This is a genomic window from Streptomyces sp. NPDC006624 (assembly GCF_040611555.1).
Classification (GTDB): domain Bacteria; phylum Actinomycetota; class Actinomycetes; order Streptomycetales; family Streptomycetaceae; genus Streptomyces.
Genome location: NZ_JBEXOM010000029.1, coordinates 1 through 17,929, shown reverse-complemented (window position 1 = coordinate 17,929; position 17,929 = coordinate 1). Strand labels below are relative to the sequence as shown.

Below are 17,929 nucleotides of genomic sequence, written 5' to 3'. Positions count from 1 at the left end.
GTCTACTGCTCCTGCTGCCACTTCTCGGTCCAGTACGCGTCCCAGCCCGCGAGGAGCTTCTTGGGCGTCGTCTTGCCGAGGATCAGCTTCTGCACGTCCGTGTCCGCCCGCTGCTGCCACTCGGCCCACCAGCTCACGCCGCGCGGCTGGGTGACGACCAGGTACTTGTCCGGCTGCTCGGTCATGGTGACGTAGCTCGACCAGGGGCCGGTCTTGTAGAAGGGGTCGCTGGTCGCGGACTTGAGGATGGGCACCAGGCTGTTCTTCTTCGTGAACGCGGTCGACGCCTCACCCTGGGACAGGAACTCGACCAGCTTCACGGCCTCGGCCTTGTGGTCGCTGCCCTCGGCGACGCCCCAGCCGGCGGTGGCCAGCGGCTGTACGGTCTTGCCGCCGGGCCCGGCCACCAGCGGGGCCGTGCCCCACTGGTCCTTGGAGATCGACTTCGACTCCGAGACCGTGGCGATCACTTCCGGGTCCTGGAGCAGGAACGCCGTGGAGCCGTTGGAGAACGCCTCGACCATCTCCGGATAGCCCCAGGAGACGGACGACTTGGGGGACGCCTGCTGGAACAGCTCGAGGTAGGTCTCGATCGCGTCCTCGGCCTCCGGGGCGGAGAAGATCGTGCGGCCGTTCTTCAGCTTGAAGCCGTTGGCCGGGTCCACCTGGTCGGCGAGGTAGGCCTCGATGGCGGCGGTGGCGTTGCTGTTGGAGTTGGCGCCGCCGCGGAAGGCGTAGCCGTAACGGCGTTCGCCCGGGTCGTGGATGGCGGACGCCTGCTCCAGCAGTTCCCGCCAGGTGGCCGGCGGCTTGTCGAAGCCCGCCTTCTCGATCAGGTCGGTGCGGTAGAACAGGCTCAGGCCGTAGAAGCCGTACGGGACGAAGTACGTACGGCCCTTCGCGTCCTTGGAGGCGTTGACGGCGTTCTCCGTCATGGCCTGCCAGCCCTTCCAGCCGTCCAGGTCCTTCTTCATGTCGTGCAGCCAGCCGTTGTTCGACCAGGGTCCGACGGTGATGTCCCGGACCTCCAGGACGTCCACCCCGCTGCCGGACTGCAGCATCTGCTGGAGCTTCTGGTCGGCCTGCTCGGTGGGCGGCGAGACCAGGTTGACCTTGATCTTGGGGTTCTGCTGCTCGAAGTCGGCTATGAGGTCCTTGAGCAGGTCGGTGCGGGTCGGGTTCGTCAGGCTCTCGACCATGTTGAGGGTGACCGTTCCGCTCGCCTCGGGGCTCATGGTGGAACAGCCGGTGAGGACCGTCGCGGCGGCGGTGCCGAGCGCGAGAACTGCCGTCCTTCTTCTCATTGTGCTGACCTCTTTCCTGAGTTCTCTCGTGCCCACGCGCTGAGGACGGGGACGCATTCCTCGGCGAAGTACTCGTAGTCGGCCGCGGTGTTGTACACGTGGGCGGACAAGCGCAGGTAGCCGATGCCGCCGAAGCTGGTGAACGCCGCCTCCACGCCCAGTTCCCGGGCCACCCGGTCCCGCAGGGCGTCGGCCTGGATCCGGTCGGCGGCCAGACCGTCCGGCAGGCGCACCAGGCGCATGCCGGGCACGGGCATGCCGACGTCGACCGAGGGGTCCACGCCGGCCGTCTCGGCGAGCGCGGCGCCGATGACACGGGCGCCGTAACCGGCCAGGTCGTCCATGTAGCGGCGGGCGGCCGCCCAGCCCCAGGTGCGCTCGACGAAGGCGAGGGACGCCGGCGCGGCCAGCTGGGCGGTGGCGTCGACGGTGCCCTGCTGGTCGAACCGGTCGGGGAAGGGATCGGCCGCGGCCCAGGAGTCGATCAGGGGGTGGAGCCGCTCGCGCAGCGGGCCGCGGGCGACCAGTGCCGCGGTGCCGCGCGGGGCGCATCCCCACTTGTGCAGGTTGCCGGTCCACAGGTCGTACGTGGCGCCGGCGAGCGGCGCTTCGAGCAGACCGGGCGCGTGCGCGCCGTCCACGAGGACGGGGATGCCGCGCCTGCGGGCCTCCGCCCCGATGCGCTCCACCGGCAGCCGGCGTGCGGTCGCCGAGGTGATCTGGTCGACGACGACCAGCTCGGTGGCGTCGCCGAACTCGGCGGCCACCGCCTCGTACGCCGCGTCCTCGTCCGCGTCCAGCGGCACCCGGGCGGTACGGACCCGGCCGCCCCAGCGACGGGCCAGCCGCTCGGCACCCATCGTCACGGCCCCGTAGCCGTGGTCGGTCACGACGATCTCCCCGCCGGGACGCAGGGCGAGCGCGGCATAGACGACACTCACGCCGGCGCTGGCGTTCGGCACCAGGGCGAGATCGTCCGCGCCGACCCGCAGGAAACCGGCGATCTCCACCCGGGCCGCGGCGAGCCGCTGGGGCAGCGCCGGGAACCACACGACGGGGGAGCGTTCCATCTCCACGCGCAACAGCTCCTGCCGCTCCTGCGCCACCAGCGGCACGGCCCCGAAGGAACCGTGGTTCAGGTGCTTGAGGGCAGGGTCCAGCGACCAGGCCCGGTCGGCGGGCCTGCCGTCCGCCAGCAGCAGAGGGCGCGGTGCGGTGGTCACCTCGGTCTCGCTCACAGGACTCCACATCTGGGGCAGGGCGGTCCTGCGGAGGCTGAGACTCCGCCGGACACATCTGATGACTCGGCATCCTGCACATCTTCTGGAGCGGAAACAAGGGTCGTACAGTGAAAGTCATCAGATGACTTCCCGAGACACATCCCCGACACGTCTGATGACCCGGCGGGCCTCGCTACAGTGCTCCGGGGGGCGCGGCCTGACCGCGTCCCGTCAGGGGAGGAAGAAGGGGACGGATGTCCGCAGTCGAGAAGGCCTTCCACGGCCTGCGGCACATGATCGGGACGGGACGCCTCGGCCCCGGCGAGCGCATCCCGCCCGAGGGCGATCTCTGCGAGGAACTGGGCGTCTCACGGGGCTCGCTGCGCGAGGCGGTCCGGATGCTCGCCGCCCTGGGCGTCATCGAGCCCCGGCACGGCTCGGGCACCTACGTCTCACAGCTGAGGCCCGAGGACGTCATCGGCAGCCTCTCCCTCACCCTCGAACTCCTGCCGCTCTCGGGCCTGTTGGAGGTCTACGAGATCCGGCGCGTCCTGGAGGCGCACGTCGCCGCCCAGGCGGCGGCCCGCTGCACGCCCGAGACGGTGGACACGCTCTTCACCCTCATCGCGGACATGGAAGCCACGACCGACCCCACCCGGGCGTCGGAACTGGACCACCGCTTCCACGCGGAGATCGCCCGCGCCGGCGGCAACCCCACCCTGGCCACCCTCCTGGCGGTCTTCCGCGCCCGCTCCCGCAAATACCAGGTCTTCACCCTGCCCGAGGGCCCCGAACTGCGCAGGAAGAGCGACGACGACCACCGCGTCCTGGCCACCGCCATCGCCGACCACGACCCGGTCGCCGCGGCCGGCGCGGCACAGGCACACGTCGCCCAGACGGAGCGGTGGCTGCGGGCGTTCATGCCGCCGGTCGAGGAGAACGGCGGAGCGGACTGAACCCCGGGCACCAGCACGTCGGAACGCGACGGCGGGCGGCGAGGTCCTTCGTGCCGCAGGGGGCGACGAGGAGCCGGCGCAGGGCGGCCCGAGTTCAGGCAGCGCGCCCGCTGCTCCGTCTCCCCCTCGCCGACGAAGGAAAGCCGTGGCTTCCCGGGCCGTCACCCCTCACTGGCGGCGGCTCTGTTCGGTGACGTGCTGAGCGGAGTCGCGGGCCTGGTCGGCGACGCCGCCTGCCTGGTCGCGGGCTTGCTTCTGGGTGTTGCGTACGGCCTCGTCGGCGGTGTCCTTCACTTCCGCCGCCGCGCTCTGTGCCGCCTCCTGCACGCCTCCCTTGAGGTTCTGCGCGGACTCGACTGCCGCCTCCTTCACCGGTTCGAGGGCCTGCTGCCCCTGCTCCATCAGGCCCGAGGCCGCCTGCTCCTCCTTCTGCGAGGTCGGCAGCAGGGAGGAGGCCAGCACCCCGGTGCCGAAGGCGATCAGTCCGGCCGCCAGCGGATGCCCCTGTGTCTGCCGCATGGCTTGTTCGGGTGCCTGCCGGGCCGCCTCACCTGCCTGCTGGGCGGCGTCGCGGGCGGTGCCCGTGGCCTGACCGGCGCCTTCCTGCAGGGAACCGGCTGCCGACCGGGTGCTGCCGGCGAGGCTGTGCGCGGTGTCGGAGGCGGAGCCCATGACCCGCTCGCGCAGGCCGGTGACCCTGCCCCGCACCCGGCGGGTGCGGCGACGCATCATCTGGTGCGGACTGGCCCGGTCGGCGAGTCGGCTGACATCGGTGGACAGACGATCGCGTGTGGCGTCGATCTGCGCTCTCATCTGGTCGGGTGACGTGCCCATCGGGTGTTCTCCTTCATCGTTTCGACGGTGTGCTCGGGGGTGGGGGAGACGGTGCGCATCCGGGCGCGGCCCCGCGTGTAGAGCACGGCGGCCACCAGGCCCCACACGCCGGTGACGATCAGCGCGGCCCAGCCCCCGTCCATCACGTTGGCCAGGCCGAGGACGGCGGCGAGGGACAGGAACAGCAGGACCATGTATCCGGCGAATCCGGCGCCCCCGTACATGCCCGCTGCCTTGCCCGCCTTGGTCGCCTCCCGCCTGACCTCGATCTTGGCCAGCTCCACCTCCTGGCGGAAGAGCGTCTGCACGTCCGAGGTCACCCGGGACAGCAGCTCACCCACGGACTCGTCCTGGCCGTAAGGCCTGCCTTGGTCGCGTTGGATCGAGGACACCTCACACCCCCGGGTGCGGAGGCGCCGGCATGCCGCCGGGAGCCGGAGCTGTGGGCGGCGCGGGCGGTGCCGGCGACGTGCCCGGTGGCGCCAGCGGCTGCGGCGGCGTCCACTGACCCGAACCCGTCGGAGGCGTCACCGCGTCCGGCTCGTCCCGGTGCTGTGGTTGCGCCCCTTGGGCGGACTGTTCCTGCCCGTCGGTGGACTGGCCGGCCTTGCCCGCCGCCTTCCCGAGCCGCCCGACGGCCAGCCCGGCCAGCAGTGCCCCGCCCAGGAACACCCCCGGGCGCCGACGCGCGAAGCTCTGAAGCTCGGAGACGATGCCTTCGACACCTTGCTTGTCCACGTAGTCGGCCGCCCGGTGCCCGCGGTCGGCGACCTGAGTCACCAGGCTGCGCGCAGGCGAGTCTTCCGGAGCGTTGTCGGCGAGCCCGGCCATGTCCTGTGCCCACTGCCGCAGCACTTCGGCGGCTCTTCTGGTCTGTCCTTCGGCTTCCTCCATCGCGCGGCTGCGCAGTTCCTCGAGGGCCGAGCCGGCCTGCTGCCGCGCCTCTCCGGCGACCGCCTTCGCCTCCTGGACAGCCGTGGACTTCACCTGACCTGCGGCTTGTCTGGCCTGACCGGCAGTGGCCGACGTCTCCGCCTTGGCTGTCTCCCCGGCCTGCTGCAGCCTTCCGCTCCCGTCCTGTACGGACCCACTCATCAGCAACTCCCTCGGTGCACGGCCCCACGGCTCTCACGGGGCTGTTTCAACCGAGTGACTTCTCAGGCGACATTCACACGCATTGGCGAAGATTTACCGATATGGGCAAATCGCCCGGGACGTCAGTCAGTCATGCCGATGGTCGCGCCGCTTGTCATGAGTGGCGGCCCTGACCAAGCTCCTCCTGGCCGCCAGTTGCTCCGTGAGTCTGTGTCCGGGGCCCGCCGCGTGGAAGGGGGGCCGTGCCCTGACCTTTCGCACGGACGAGACGCACCCGGCCATGTGGCCGGGTGCGTCCATGTCGTCGGGGAGCGGTGAGGGTTCAGGTTCAGTTCACCGCGCGCGGTGATGGATCAGCGGTCGCCGTGCCCGTGCCCCTGCCCGTGCCCGTGGCCGTGTCCGTGGCCGTGCTGCTGTCCATGTCCGTGCCCGTGTCCGTGGCCCTGCCCGTGCCCGTGGCGGTGGTGGTGGCGGTGGCCCCACGACTCGTCGTCGATGAAGCGGCCGCGGTGGTTGCGGAGGGTGGCGGTGTCGGAGTGGTTGTCCCAGACGTAGTCCCGGCGGTCCTGGTAGAGGTCGCTGCGGGTGTCGCGGCCGAAGCCGGTGTGGATGCGGACGGTGGCGCGGCCTTCGAGGCGGTAGTGGTGGAACGTGTAGGTCTGGCCGTCCTCGTTCTTGAGGGTCCAGCCGTCGAGGTTGACCGCGCGGCGGGCGGTGTTGGTGATCTCCACCCATTCGCGGTTGAGGGAGCGGTTGGAGTGGTCGTCACGGCCGGGGGAGTCGTACTGGACGGCGGTGATCTCCACCTTGAACCGCGCGGGGTGGCCGTGGTCGGCGGCTGCGGGCAGCGCGGTCACCGAGACGAGGGCGCCGGCGGCGAGAGTGGCGGCGGCGAGACGACGGGCGCTGACTGTAGCGAAGGCGGACAAGAGGTCCCCTTACTGTGCGGACACCTTCCCCGGGGGCCTGCTGGAGGCCGCCACGGGCGGTCGGTGTGGTGAGCGTGGCGGCCGGCTGGCCGCGCACACACTCTGTCCACGGCGTGGAGAAGTTGAGGGGGCAACATGGCGCTTGTTACGAGTTGTCCATTTTTCTATGACTCTCGCCTGCAACATCCACTTATTTCGTCCGGGAGTGATGTTGACGCACCGACAGTCGGCACGCCCCTTGTGGGAAGCGGGCTGCGGCGTCAGTCCGCCACACTGCGCCACCCCGCAGCAGACCCGGCCGTCACCCGAAAGTGAGTAACAGCGGCACTGAGGTCGGGCATGGCTGCAGGGCCGGATTGCGCGGCTATATGCCGTGATGTCCGCGCGGTGCAGATGAAGACGGCTGCCGTCTCTGCACGCCGGGCCTTGCCGTCTCGGTGGAGGTCAGGCGTTCAAGGCCTCTTCGGTGGTCGAGTGGCAGGAGATGAGCATGTCGACGCCGACCAGCTGCAGGACGCGCAGCACGGACGGCTGGGCGCCGGCGATACGCACCCACCCGCCCGTGTCCCCGACGCGCTGATGGACGGTGACGAAGACGTTGATGCCGCTGGAGTCCATGAAGGTCACGCCGCCGAGGTCCGCCACGACCCGCGCCGGCGTCGCCGCACCGGAGGGCAGCAGCGCCTCGGTGAGCAGGTCCTTGGCGTCGTGGTCGATCTCGCCCTGCAGGGTGACCAGACGGATGCCGTCGACGGTGGTGTGGTCGGCCGACAGGCGGCAGGGCCGGGCTGCTCCGTGGGTGTCTGTCACCGTTATCCTCGACTGTTCGCTGATGGGACCAGGACCCCCGGCACCATGTGTGCCGACAGCCTGCCCCGATGCTACGACGAACACGCGTTCGTCATACTGTGCAGGCCGCACAAGACATGTGTGGCGGAGCGCGGGGTAGGCGCAGACCTGTGAACGGGGGTAACAAGAGTGGATCCGGCTGAATCGGTCCCCGAGGGCGAAGACCACGTGTTGCCCGACGCCCCTGTGATTCAGGACACCATCGCCCTCGACGGTGAGGGATATGTCATAGCCGAGGCCCGTCACAGAGCGGCCGAGTTCCTCGCCCGGGTCCAGTCTGAACACGGCGTCCCGGTATCCGCACGTGCCATGGACCTGACTCAGCTGGTGGTCAGCGAGCTGGTCACCAACGCCCACAAGTACGCTCCCGGACCCGTGCTGGTGGAACTGCGGATCGCCGGGGACGGGGTGGAAGTGGTGGTGTGGGACAGCGACCCGGTCCTTCCGGTGGCCAGGGCCGCTGACGCGGGCAGGGTCGGCCAGCACGGCCTGGAGATCGTGATGGCCGTCGCGCAGGGCTTCGAGGTCCAGCGGGAGCCGGTCGGCAAGCGCATCACCGCCCGCATCGCGTTGCTCGACGACCCCGGCGGTGACATCGCCGGACGCAACCCGGTGTAGCGCCTGCCCGCGCCGCTGAGCGGCGTCTCCGCGGATGCCCCGAGCCGTTGCCACCGATGCCGAGATCGGTGAGGTCCTGATGGGTCGGCCGGGGGCCTCATGTGCTGGGGATGCCGGGCGGCAGAGAGTGATCTCAGTCGCCGGGACGGCCGGGAGCCCGGTGTCACGTGGGGAAGGGATCATCGTCCCGTGCGCGGGCGGCCGGCCAAGCCCACCGGACCCGATGCCATCTCCGTGCCCGCGCCCCGTCACCCTCAAGATGTCGGGCCCTCCGGCTGAACTCGTACAGCCTCAGCCATCAAGTGCGAACCCCGTGCGAACCCCCACACCTCTCGCAGGTCCGCCGGGTCGCGATAGTGCAGCCCCGTCATCCCCAGCGCGACAGCAGCCTCGATGTTCTCCAGCCGGTCGTCGATGAAGAGACAGCGTTCGATGTCGGTCTCCGCCCGCGCGGCAGCGATCTCGTAGATCTCACGGTCGGGCTTGACCACTCCGACCCGGGCGCTGCTGACCACATGGTCCGCCAGGTCGGACAGCCCCAGCAGTGCGAGGTCGCTCTCCAACTCCAGCGTCGCGTTGGTGACCAGGACGAGCGGCATCTGTTCCCGTATCCGGCGCAGCGCCGTGACCACCACCTCGTCAGCCCGGAACGGCGCCTCAGCCAGTGCCGTTCCCAGCTCGCGCGCCTGGGGCTCCGGGACCTCACCTGCGAGTCCCGACACGATGGCCTCCACCCACTCCTCCTTGCTGATCTTTCCGAGGAGCAGCGGCAGATCCGTCTCCGGCGCATAGGCCACCCTGGTGGTTGTCCCCTCGGACAGCCCGGCCGCCTGTTCCAGCGCCGCCAATCGGGTCAGGTCGTAGAAGCGGATCACGTTGTCGACGTCGCACAGAACCGCGTCGTACGACCTGCCGCAGGTGTCGGTGATCGTCATCGCCCCTGCATAGCACGACGATCACCACGAAGGTGCCGGCATGGCCTGCGGGCACTGCGCGGAGTCGGGCACCGAGGAACTGGACGCAGCCACTGGACGCAGCCACAGCCCTCGCCGCCCTTCGGCTGCTGACGGCACGGCCGGGTGTGAGGACCGGGCCCGAACCCGGTCCTCACACCCTCACGTCACCTCACGCTCGGTGGCGGCTAGCAGCCCGGCTTGATGCGGTCCGCGGTGCGGCCGAAGGCGAAGTCCGCGTCCGACTGGCCGGGTGCGAACCGGTGCCACCGGCCGTTGCCCGGGGGCGGTGAGTCCTGGAAGCAGCCGTCGACCGTGGCGACGAACGAGGCGACCTTGTCGGCGAGTCCGTGCCTGCCGAGGAAGACGTTGCCCTCGTCGGGGCTCCAGTCGTAGCGGTGACCCTGGAAGTCGCGCTGCGACCACATGCAGACCTTGCCGGCGGGGCAGTCCGGGGCGGGTGCGGCCTTGACGGTGCCGACGGCGGCGGAGACCGGGGCAGCCGAGGTGGCGGGGGAGGCGGTGAGGGCCAGGGCGAGTGCGGTGCCGGCTGCGGCGAGTACGCCCATGACCGCTGTCGGGCGGCCGGACGGACGGGGGGTGGGCTGGGTGTCGTGCACGGTGGTGCCTTTCGTTGCGGCGTTCCCGCTCAGCGGGGCGCTTGGTGGCTGATGCGCCTTCAGCATTCGGCGCCCGGCCGCCCGGGGGCCTGAGGCAGGTGTCCTGTCACCGCCCGGTTCCCGGCCCGGGGGCCCGCCCACGGGCGGAGACCCGCACGGCTGCGTCGCCGCAGGGCAGCGACCTTCTGGCCGGGCAGTCGTTGCTCATGCGCGGCGTCGTCAGCCGGCAGCCACGGCCCGCGCGGTCGTGCGCGGCGGCACGGGGCCGGTGGTCTCGTCCCTGAGTGGAGAATCGAGGAATCATGGTGCTGACACGTGCGAGGGCAGGCCTCACGGCACTCGCCCTGGCCCTGCTTCTCACCGCAGCGCACACACCCCCGGAGCGGCCGCCCGCAGCAGGCACCCGGCAGACAGCCCCGGCCGCCCCCGCACGCGGCGGCTCGAACTACTTCACCCATCAGGTCGACGCGGACTGCGAACGCGAGCCGTACGGCGTCGTGAACAGCTACGACAAGGCGCCGGACGTGATCGAGCGGCAGGTGACGCAGATGGCCCGGGCGGGTCAGAAGCGGCTTCGGATCCCGGTGTACCACCACCGGGGGCAGGACTCGGGCACGGTCATGGATTCGACGGGCGGCCGGCTCGACGCGGCGAACGTACGGAATCTCAGTGCGCTGCTTCGTACGGTGAAGTCGGCCGGGTTCGAGGCCGTGGAGGTCGGGTTCTTCCCTCAGGACGCCAACGACCCCACCGGGTGGGCCGCCTTCGACCAAGGGCTGTACGAGGAGAACTGGGGGATCGTGCGTCAGGTGCGCTCCGTGGTCGCCCGCTCGGGGCTCGCGTACACGCTCGATCTGCTCAACGAAGGAGCCCCGCCCGCGGGGGAGCGGGTGTGGCTGCGCTACGCCAAGACACTGTGGCAGGACTACCGGCGCAGCTTCGGGGTCGCTGACACGGTCGGTTTCTCGATGACTGTGTGGATCGCCGGGCGTGTGCCGCAGCTGCCCGAGGTCTACGGCGACAGCCCGCCGCCCGTTCTGGAGATCCATCTGTACGGTCAGCCGGGGGAGAACGGCGACGAGTACCAGCAGTTCATGGCGGCGGACGAGGCGCTGGACGAGATCGGCTACCGGCAGCCGGTGATCGTCGGAGAGACGTACTACGACGATGCGGTGGCTGCCGACGGGATCCGCAGGGCCGTCGCGGACGCCCGGCGCCCGGTGCTCCACCTCACGCAGTGGCCGATCCTGCGCCGGGCGAAGTGCCCGGCAGCCGACGTCGCACCCCCCGTCGCCTACGACGCCTACGCGGCGGCCGGATTCTGACCAGCCCCTCTGCAGCTCAACTCCCGCTGCCCGCACTGCGTTTCGGCGCTTGGGCGAGGGGACGGCACCCCGCCTCTCACCGTCGCGTCCGACCGCCGCACGAGGGGCGGAAGTCATGACCGGGGAAGTGCACCGCCCATTCGTCACGGTCGAGCCCGGGGCCGTCCAGGGCGCAGATACGGCGGGCCACGCCGGCGGCGTCGTTGGACCACCAGCGGATCGCCCCGTCCGCTCCGGCCGTGGTCAGGGTGCGTCCGTCAGGGGTGAAGGTCACGTCCCTGACCTGGTCGGTGTGACCGGTGAGGGCGGTCAGCAGCGCGGGCCGTCGAGGGGTGCGGATGTCCCACAGCTGCACGGTGCGGTCGTCGCTGACGGCGGCCAGGGTGTGGCCGTCGGGGGCGATGGCCACGCCGCGGGAGGCCTCGCGGTGCCCGGCGAGCACGCTCACCGGGGTGGTGATGTCGGAGTGCCCCGAGCGCACGCCCGGTCGGTGGCGGCGGGGGATGCTCCACAGCCGGGTCTTGCGGTCGTCGTCGGTGGTGGCCAGCAGGCGCCCGTCGGGGGACGGTGCCACGTCGTTGACCTGGTTGGGGTGCAGGAAGGTGGCGATCAGGGCCGGATGGTGACGGTCGGTCAGGTCCCACACCCGGGCCCGGTAGTCGCCGCCCGCGGTCACCAGCAGCCGGCCGTCCTTGCTCAGGGCGAGGGAGTTGATCCGGTCGTGGTGCTCGGTGAGGACCGTCAGCGGCACGGGGCGGCGTGGATCGGTGATGTTCCACAGCCGGGCGTCGTGGTCTTCGCCCCCTGTGGCCACCAGCCGCTTGTCCGGGCTCACGGCCGCGGTGTAGACGGCTTCGCGGTGACCGGTGAGCACGGCGAGCAGTCGTGGGTGCCGCGGGTCGGTCAGATCGAAGAGCCTGGCCTTGTGGTCCGCGCCGGCGGTGACCAGCAGGCGGCCGTCGGCGCTGGGTTCGGCGGCGTTGACCGCTGCCGGGTGCGGGACGGAGGCGACCGCCGCGCCGGATCCCGGGCGGGCCGCGTCCCACAGCCGCACGGTGCGGTCGTCACCGGCGGTGACCAGCATCCGCCCGGCGCGGGTGTAGGCGACGGAGTTCACCGGCCCCGTGTGGCCTGCCGCCACCGGCGGCGGCAGGTGCCACAGCAGCACACGCCCCTCGTCGTCCCCCGTGACGAGCGAGCCGTCGGGGCTGAACCCCACCGCCCGTACCGGATTGGGCTGGGGCAGTGTCGCCACTTCCCTCCGGGTCGGGACGTCCCACAGGCGGGCGGTCTGGTCGTCGCCGCCGGTGGCCAGTCGCCGTCCGTCCTGGCGGAAGGCGACGCTGTGGACGAGTCCGATGTGCCCGTCGAGGACTCGGGGCCGGCCGGCGTGGTAGGGGTCGCTCACGTCGGTCAGCCGCAGCGTCCGGTCGAAACTCACACTGGCCAGCAGACGGTCGTCCGGTGAGAACGCCACCCCCCTCACCTGGGCCGCGTGGGCCGAGACGACATCGGCGAGCCGGGGGCGCGTACGGCGGGTGACGTCCCACAGCCGCACCGTGTGGTCGTCGCCGGCGGTGGCCAGCGTGCGGCCGTCGTGGCTGAAGGCCGCGCTGTTGACGACCCCGGCATGTCCCCGGCCCCGCGGGGCGCGGGCGGGTACGGGGCGCGTCGGGTCGGACAGGTCCCACAGCCGCAGTGTGTCACCGGTGGCCGCGGCCAGCGTCCTGCCGTCGGGTGTGACAGCCGCCGCCCGCACCTCACCGCCGATCGGGAGGGCGGCCAGCTGCCGCAGCCGCTGCCGTCCCTCGGGGCCCGACAGCGACCACACGGTCACGGCCGCGTCGGCGCCCCCGGTCACCATCAGCCGCCCGTCGCGGCTGAACGCCACCGCGTGCACGGCGTCCGCGTTGCGCAGCGCCTCGACTGCCACCGGCCGGGTGGGGGCCCGTAGATCGCTCAGCCGGGTCACCCCGTCCTCGCCCGCCGTGGCCAGGACCGATCCGGTGAAGGCGGCCTGGCGGACCGTGTAGCGGTGGCCCGGCAGCCGGGTGGAGAACACACTGCCCGACGAGGCGAGCAGCGCACCGCGGGTGTGCGGGGTGCGGGCGAGCCGGTAGGCCGCCAGGCTCACCCGCATCGCCAGGGACGGGTCGACCTGCCGCAGCCGCCCGGCCTCGTCGACGGCCACCTGGGCGGCCGTACGCTCGCTCTGGGTGAGCGCGTCGGCCCGCAACCGCAGAGCCAGCCCCGTCGAACCACCGGCCAGCAGCACCAGCACCGACAGCAGGACGACCAACTGCCGCAGCCGGCGCGTGTGCCGGCGCCGCGCCTCCGCCTCCGCCCTCTCACGCTGGACTCCCGCCTGCAGGAAGCGGCACTCCAGCGTCTCGGGGTCGAACCGGTGGCCGGCCATCCACTCGACGGCCGTGGCGAGCTGCGTGCCCCGGTACAGCAGCGCCGTGTCGCCACCCCCGGCCTCCCACGCCTCGGCCGCCTCCACCAGCCGCTGACGCTGCCGCAGCCCCGCCCGGTCGGTGTCGATCCAGTCCCGCAGCCGGGGCCAGGCACTCAGCAGCGCCTCATGGGTGATCTCCACACTGTCGGCGTTCATCGTCACCAGCCGGGCATCGGCGAACGCGGACAGCACCCCGGCCGCCGCCCCCGCATCCGCCGCCGACGACAGCAGCCGCTCACGGGACACGCGGCGCCGCGTGTCCTGCTCCTCCTCACCCACCCGCACCAGACTCAGCAACACCTGGCGGCACGCGGCCCGCCCGGCCGGGTCCAGCCGCCCGTACACGCGCTCGGCGCTGGCCGCGACGGCCCCTCGGATGCCGTCGGTGAGCTGGTACCCGGCCACCGTCATCCGCCCCTTGTCGCGGTGCTGCCACGTCGTCCACAGGGCGTGCGACAGCAGGGGCAGGGTCCCCGCCCGCCGGTCCTGGGCGTCCTCGTGCCGCGCCCCGAGGTCGTTGAGCAGCAACTCCACCAGGCCCGCTTCGAGTTCCAGCCCTGTCTCCCGGGCGGGACGCGCGATGGCCTCGCCCAGTTCGGCGCGCGTCATGGGGCCGAGCGGAAACTGCCCGTCCCGCAGCGCCGCGACCAGTTCGGGAAAAGACAGGCACGGCCCGTAGAAGTCGGCCCGGACACCGAGCACGACCACGATCACGACCGCCCGCGGCCCCGGCGGGACCGGCGGCGCCCCACCCGCGGAGGATCCTCCCTGCCCCGCCGGAGCCGCACCGCCGCCAGCTCCCCTGCCCGCCTCGGTCTCCGGCCGCTCCCGGCCCTCCGGCCTGGCCAGCACGTGCAACGCCCTCACGAACGCACGGCGTTCCTGCTCGTCCGTACAGAGCGTGAAGATCTCCTCGAACTGGTCGGCCACCACCACCAGCCCCGGCGTCATCCGCCCGGCTCCACCGCGCCCCGCCCCCTGCCGCGGCACAGCGGCCCGCTCACGCAGCGCCCCGAGCACCAGCGAGCGCAGGGCCTCCGGCCCGGACGCCGCTGCCCGCACCGTCTCATCCCGGCTCAGCCCCGTCACCTCCGCCAGACCACGCGCCAGTTCCCGCAAGGGCCGGGCCGTGGGCGTCAGGGACAGGGCCGGCCAGGACGCCGAACCCGGCACCGGCAGGGCACCACGCGCGACGGCGGGCAGCAGACCGGCGTGCACGAGCGAGGACTTCCCCGCACCGGACGGGCCCACCACGACCACCGGCCCACCCGAGCCGCTGATCCGTTCACCCACACGCGCCACCAGCGAGGCCGTCGCCCGGTCCCGGCCGAAGAACCACCGCGCCTGCCCCGACTCGAAAGAGGCGAGCCCGGGGTAGGGGCACACCTCGCCCGTACCGCTGCCGGTGCCCTCCGGCGCGAGCCGCGCCAGAGCGCCACCGGCCCGCAGTGCCCGGTCGCAACTGTCGGCAAGGGCCGGGGTGGGGGCCTTCTGCCCGTTCTCCACCTTGCTCAGATGGCTGCGGCTGTAGTGGGCCCGGGCGGACAGATCCGCCAGCGACAATCCCCGCTCGGTGCGCAACCGCCGCAGACACTGCCCGAACGTCTCCGCACCGGCCTCCGGCGGCGCAGCCCCACCGCCCCGAACCCCGCGTCGCGCCGCCGGCGCGGCGTCGCCGCCACCGTCGCGGCCCTCGTCTTCCCGCAGGTCGGACGATGTTTCCTGTTTCCGGTCGATCAAGACGACAGGCACCCCCTCGGCACGGTGTCCCACAGGCCGCACGCTGGATTCGACAGCGGCCCGTGACCGCGAAGTTACGGGCAGTGCGACCGGCCGGGGGTGTGATGCCGCCACGACCCCTCCAACGGGTGCGCTGCGCCCACGGAGTTCACAGCCGTCCGACCCGCCGCCCGACTCGGCACGGCTCACCCCCGGCACCCGACCGTTCCAGCTCCCGGAGACTCCCATGCCCCAGTACGACGACCCCGGCTCTCTCGCGCTCCGCCCCCACCCGCCCATCGGCCCCCGCAGGCAACCGCTGCAGCCCTCCACGGACACCCCGACCACCCCGACCACCCCGGCCGCCCCGCCCCCGCACGAAGCCCCTCGAACCGCCCGTCCACGCCTGCTCCGCGCCAGGGAGGAGGAACGCCGGCACCTGCGCCGCGAGCTCCATGACGGCCTGGGCCCCCACCTGGCCGCCGTCCAGCTGAGACTGAACGCCGCGCAGGCATGCGCTCCTCTCCCCGCAACGGCGGCAGAGCACCTGCACATCGCGGTCCAGGCACTCGGCGAAGCCCTCCTGGAACTGCGCCACCTCACCAGCGGCACCATCCCGCCCGCCCTCACCGGGCGCGGCCTGCTCGACGCCACCCGGACCTTGGCGCACCACCTCACCTCCGGGGACGTCCAGGTGATCGTCGCCGACCCGCGTCCACCGCTGCCCACCCTGACCCCCGCGGTGGAAACCACCGCCTACCGCATCACCGCCGAAGCCCTCACGAACGCCGTCCGCCACGCCGGAGCCCGGCGGATCCACGTCGACTTCCGCATCGACCTCCTCATGCTCACCATCAGCGTCACCGACGACGGAATCGGCCTGGACCCCCGGGCCGCCACAGGCACCGGTCTGGCCTCCATCGCCGCCCGCGCCGCGTCCATCGGCGGCATCGCCACCCTCGACACCGGCCCCCACGGCACCGCCGTGCACATCGCCCTCCCCCTCGCCCCCGCCCGCACCCACCAGGACGACCATGAGTGAACCGGCCCGGCCGCCCCGCACGCCCGACGACACCGGAGCCCTCCGCAAAGACGTGCTGCTCGTCGAGGACCACCCCCTGTTCCGGGAGGGACTGGCCGCGGCGATCGGTCTCGACGCCGGATTCCGTGTGACCGCCCAGGCCGCAACCGGCGAGGAAGCCCTCGCCGAAGCCGCCCGCACCACCCCCGACCTGGTGGTCATGGACCTCGGCCTGCCGGGACTGTCCGGCATCGAAACCACCCGGCGGCTCCTGCACGCCCACCCCGGCACCGGCGTCCTGATCGTGACCATGTCCGAAGACGACGACAGCCTGCTGGCGGCCCTCCGCGCCGGCGCCCGCGGCTACCTCCTCAAAGGCGCCCCGCGCGAAGAGGTCCTGTGGGCCCTGCACACCATCGGCCGGGGCGGCGCCGTCTTCGGCCACCAACTGGCCGAACGGTTCCGCGCCCTCCTCGCAGCCGTCCACAGCACCCCGGCCAGGGAGGCCTTCCCCACGCTCACCACGAGGGAACGGGAGATCCTCGACCTGCTCGCGGGCGGACTGACCTACCGGCAGATCGCACACCGGCTGTTCATCGCGGACAAGACCGTACGCAACCACGTCGGATCGGTCTTCTCCAAGCTCCAGGTGCGTGACCGCGCCGCAGCGATCGTGCGCGCCCGCGACGCCGGACTGGGCACGCAGGCCCCGTAGTCGGCGGGACCACGCCCACCGGCGGGCACCCCGACGACACCCCCGGCAGCCCCACTCGCTCGCGCCCGGTGGTACGCCCGGCGTGCCCGCAGGGGTGAACGGGCTCTCACGGGGTAGAACGGCTGTTGGCTCCTGCATGTGCAGGGGCCGGAGCATGCCCGGATCAAGGGCTGTTCCCGGGCATGGACGAAGGATCGACCAGTATGGCCAGCGGCACCGTGAAGTGGTTCAACGCCGAAAAGGGCTTCGGCTTCATCGAGCAGGACGGCGGAGGCCCGGACGTCTTCGCGCACTACTCCGAGATCCAGGGCAGTGGATACCGGGAGCTGACCGAAGGGGAGCACGTCACCTTCGACATCGGCCAGGGCCAGAAGGGCCCGCAGGCCCAGAACATCGTCCGCGGCTGATCCCGCCCAGGACACAGAGAGGGGCGGCTGCCTGACCCGGCAGCCGCCCCTCTCCCGTACTTCCACCGATCAGCACCGATCAGCACCGGCCGGCACCGGCCACGGAGCCCGGCCGGCGGAGTGACGGACTCCGGAGCCGGGCGTGCCGTCATCGGGTGAGCACGTAACAGGTGGCGCGGGCCGCGCCGTGCTCGCCCCAGTCCCACTTGTCGGTCGGCCAGGTGAACCAGTGCGTGTCCCGCTCGGCGGACTCCGCGCGCCAGGCGGCGGGAGACCCTGGAACGGCCTGGTCACAGGCGGTCTCAGCCTGCCGCCGGGCCCCGTCCGCCCCCGGATAGGTGGTCTTCAGTTCCGGCTGGGCCAGGATGCGGGCGCCGTGCTTCGTCCCGCACGGGCGGCTCACGACCAGGCGGTCCGAGCTGGTGCCGGTGTGCGGGTCGAAGCAGACGCCCGGATCCAGTTCGTCGATCTCGCGGACGGTGTCCCGCGCGGCGAGCTGCCGGGCGGCGGACGGCAGCTTCGGGGCGGGCGCGCCGTGCCGGCTGACGGTCAGCTCGGCCCGGATCCCCTTCAGGCTCCGCAGCGCACCCCAGTCCCGCGCCTTCAGAGCACCCAGGTCGGCCGACGCGCGGGTGACCCGCCCCTTGCCGTCGGCGCGGAGCACGAGGTCGACGGGCAGGGGCGCGGCGGCCTCGTCAGTGCCGCGGTGCAGCAGGTCCCGCAGGTCCTTCGGGAACAGGGCGAGGGAGGCGGGCGCGGGGGTGCGGACCGTGTACGTCCGGCCGGTCCCCGCCGGGGAGGACTTCGTCACCCGCCCTCCGGACGCCGGCAGCTCCAGCAGCGTCCCCCCGAACGGCACCTGGGTGCCGGCCAGGGCCTCGGTGTTGTGGTTGCCGTCGGCGGTGA

Annotated in this window: 16 protein-coding genes and 1 pseudogene; 6 read left to right on the top strand and 11 right to left on the bottom strand. The window is 72.2% G+C overall.

Annotated features, from left to right (window positions below):
• Positions 1-2: 2 nt before the first annotated feature.
• Positions 3-1,304: a sugar ABC transporter substrate-binding protein gene (locus ABZY20_RS33850; protein ID WP_356446801.1), complete on the bottom strand. Its 1,302-nt coding sequence runs from the start codon at positions 1,302-1,304 to the stop codon at positions 3-5.
• Complete coding sequence (locus tag ABZY20_RS33845) at positions 1,301-2,542, bottom strand: aminotransferase class V-fold PLP-dependent enzyme (protein ID WP_356446799.1); 1,242 nt, start codon at positions 2,540-2,542, stop codon at positions 1,301-1,303. The genes ABZY20_RS33850 and ABZY20_RS33845 overlap by 4 nt, the downstream gene beginning before the upstream one ends.
• 236 nt (positions 2,543-2,778) lie before the next feature.
• On the opposite strand from ABZY20_RS33845, the gene ABZY20_RS33840 reads away from it, so the two are divergent.
• Positions 2,779-3,480 (top strand): FCD domain-containing protein, encoded by a 702-nt coding sequence (locus tag ABZY20_RS33840; protein ID WP_356446797.1) that lies wholly within the window; start codon positions 2,779-2,781, stop codon positions 3,478-3,480.
• 168 nt (positions 3,481-3,648) lie between these two features.
• On the opposite strand, the gene ABZY20_RS33835 is transcribed toward ABZY20_RS33840, so the two are convergent.
• The 5 genes from ABZY20_RS33835 to ABZY20_RS33815 form a co-directional block, all read right to left on the bottom strand.
• Complete coding sequence (locus ABZY20_RS33835; protein ID WP_356446795.1) at positions 3,649-4,314, bottom strand: DUF3618 domain-containing protein; 666 nt, start codon at positions 4,312-4,314, stop codon at positions 3,649-3,651.
• Positions 4,290-4,655: a phage holin family protein gene (locus ABZY20_RS33830; RefSeq protein WP_356446793.1), complete on the bottom strand. Its 366-nt coding sequence runs from the start codon at positions 4,653-4,655 to the stop codon at positions 4,290-4,292. Before ABZY20_RS33830 ends, ABZY20_RS33835 begins: the two co-directional genes overlap by 25 nt.
• A gap of 52 nt (positions 4,656-4,707) precedes the next feature.
• Positions 4,708-5,409 carry a hypothetical protein gene (locus tag ABZY20_RS33825; RefSeq protein WP_356446791.1) on the bottom strand — a complete coding sequence of 234 codons (702 nt, stop codon included), beginning with the start codon at positions 5,407-5,409 and terminating at the stop codon, positions 4,708-4,710.
• Between the two features lie 353 nt (positions 5,410-5,762).
• Positions 5,763-6,338 (bottom strand): lamin tail domain-containing protein, encoded by a 576-nt coding sequence (locus ABZY20_RS33820; RefSeq protein WP_356446789.1) that lies wholly within the window; start codon positions 6,336-6,338, stop codon positions 5,763-5,765.
• Positions 6,339-6,782: 444 nt separating this feature from the next.
• Positions 6,783-7,148, bottom strand: coding sequence for an STAS domain-containing protein (locus ABZY20_RS33815; protein ID WP_356446788.1), 366 nt, complete (start codon positions 7,146-7,148; stop codon positions 6,783-6,785).
• A 225-nt stretch (positions 7,149-7,373) separates the two neighbouring features.
• Between ABZY20_RS33815 and ABZY20_RS33810 the strand changes: the two genes are divergently transcribed.
• Positions 7,374-7,805 (top strand): ATP-binding protein, encoded by a 432-nt coding sequence (locus tag ABZY20_RS33810; protein WP_356446877.1) that lies wholly within the window; start codon positions 7,374-7,376, stop codon positions 7,803-7,805.
• Between the two features lie 254 nt (positions 7,806-8,059).
• Here ABZY20_RS33810 and ABZY20_RS33805 read toward each other — a convergent pair whose 3' ends face one another.
• Complete coding sequence (locus ABZY20_RS33805; protein ID WP_356446786.1) at positions 8,060-8,740, bottom strand: HAD-IA family hydrolase; 681 nt, start codon at positions 8,738-8,740, stop codon at positions 8,060-8,062.
• Between the two features lie 206 nt (positions 8,741-8,946).
• Complete coding sequence (locus ABZY20_RS33800) at positions 8,947-9,378, bottom strand: peptidase inhibitor family I36 protein (RefSeq protein WP_356446784.1); 432 nt, start codon at positions 9,376-9,378, stop codon at positions 8,947-8,949.
• Positions 9,379-9,680: 302 nt separating this feature from the next.
• On the opposite strand from ABZY20_RS33800, the gene ABZY20_RS33795 reads away from it, so the two are divergent.
• Positions 9,681-10,703, top strand: coding sequence for a hypothetical protein (locus ABZY20_RS33795; protein WP_356446782.1), 1,023 nt, complete (start codon positions 9,681-9,683; stop codon positions 10,701-10,703).
• A gap of 76 nt (positions 10,704-10,779) precedes the next feature.
• On the opposite strand, the gene ABZY20_RS33790 is transcribed toward ABZY20_RS33795, so the two are convergent.
• Positions 10,780-15,129, bottom strand: a complete 4,350-nt coding sequence (locus tag ABZY20_RS33790) for a helix-turn-helix domain-containing protein (protein WP_356446780.1) — start codon at positions 15,127-15,129, stop codon at positions 10,780-10,782.
• On the opposite strand from ABZY20_RS33790, the gene ABZY20_RS33785 reads away from it, so the two are divergent.
• The 3 genes from ABZY20_RS33785 to ABZY20_RS33775 all read left to right on the top strand — a co-directional run bounded on the left by ABZY20_RS33785 (position 15,128) and on the right by ABZY20_RS33775 (position 17,023).
• Positions 15,128-15,922 carry a histidine kinase gene (locus tag ABZY20_RS33785; protein ID WP_356446778.1) on the top strand — a complete coding sequence of 265 codons (795 nt, stop codon included), beginning with the start codon at positions 15,128-15,130 and terminating at the stop codon, positions 15,920-15,922. The genes ABZY20_RS33790 and ABZY20_RS33785 overlap by 2 nt on opposite strands.
• Complete coding sequence (locus ABZY20_RS33780) at positions 15,915-16,616, top strand: response regulator transcription factor (RefSeq protein ID WP_356446776.1); 702 nt, start codon at positions 15,915-15,917, stop codon at positions 16,614-16,616. Before ABZY20_RS33785 ends, ABZY20_RS33780 begins: the two co-directional genes overlap by 8 nt.
• Before the next feature lie 203 nt (positions 16,617-16,819).
• Positions 16,820-17,023: a cold-shock protein gene (locus ABZY20_RS33775; protein WP_031139796.1), complete on the top strand. Its 204-nt coding sequence runs from the start codon at positions 16,820-16,822 to the stop codon at positions 17,021-17,023.
• 148 nt (positions 17,024-17,171) lie between these two features.
• On the opposite strand, the pseudogene ABZY20_RS33770 reads toward ABZY20_RS33775, so the two are convergent.
• A pseudogene (locus ABZY20_RS33770) lies at positions 17,172-17,929 on the bottom strand (hypothetical protein); the annotation flags it as partial.

Excerpts from the sequence above, each read along its gene's own strand:
- ABZY20_RS33850 (WP_356446801.1), bottom strand. The coding sequence starts at position 1,304 with ATGAGAAGAAGGACGGCAGTTCTCGCGCTCGGCACCGCCGCCGCGACG.
- ABZY20_RS33840 (WP_356446797.1), top strand. The coding sequence starts at position 2,779 with ATGTCCGCAGTCGAGAAGGCCTTCCACGGCCTGCGGCACATGATCGGG.
- ABZY20_RS33835 (WP_356446795.1), bottom strand. The coding sequence starts at position 4,314 with ATGGGCACGTCACCCGACCAGATGAGAGCGCAGATCGACGCCACACGC.
- ABZY20_RS33825 (WP_356446791.1), bottom strand. The coding sequence starts at position 5,409 with ATGAGTGGGTCCGTACAGGACGGGAGCGGAAGGCTGCAGCAGGCCGGG.
- ABZY20_RS33805 (WP_356446786.1), bottom strand. The coding sequence starts at position 8,740 with ATGACGATCACCGACACCTGCGGCAGGTCGTACGACGCGGTTCTGTGC.
- ABZY20_RS33795 (WP_356446782.1), top strand. The coding sequence starts at position 9,681 with ATGGTGCTGACACGTGCGAGGGCAGGCCTCACGGCACTCGCCCTGGCC.
- ABZY20_RS33785 (WP_356446778.1), top strand. The coding sequence starts at position 15,128 with ATGCCCCAGTACGACGACCCCGGCTCTCTCGCGCTCCGCCCCCACCCG.
- ABZY20_RS33790 (WP_356446780.1), bottom strand. The coding sequence starts at position 15,129 with ATGGGAGTCTCCGGGAGCTGGAACGGTCGGGTGCCGGGGGTGAGCCGT.
- ABZY20_RS33780 (WP_356446776.1), top strand. The coding sequence starts at position 15,915 with ATGAGTGAACCGGCCCGGCCGCCCCGCACGCCCGACGACACCGGAGCC.
- ABZY20_RS33775 (WP_031139796.1), top strand. The coding sequence starts at position 16,820 with ATGGCCAGCGGCACCGTGAAGTGGTTCAACGCCGAAAAGGGCTTCGGC.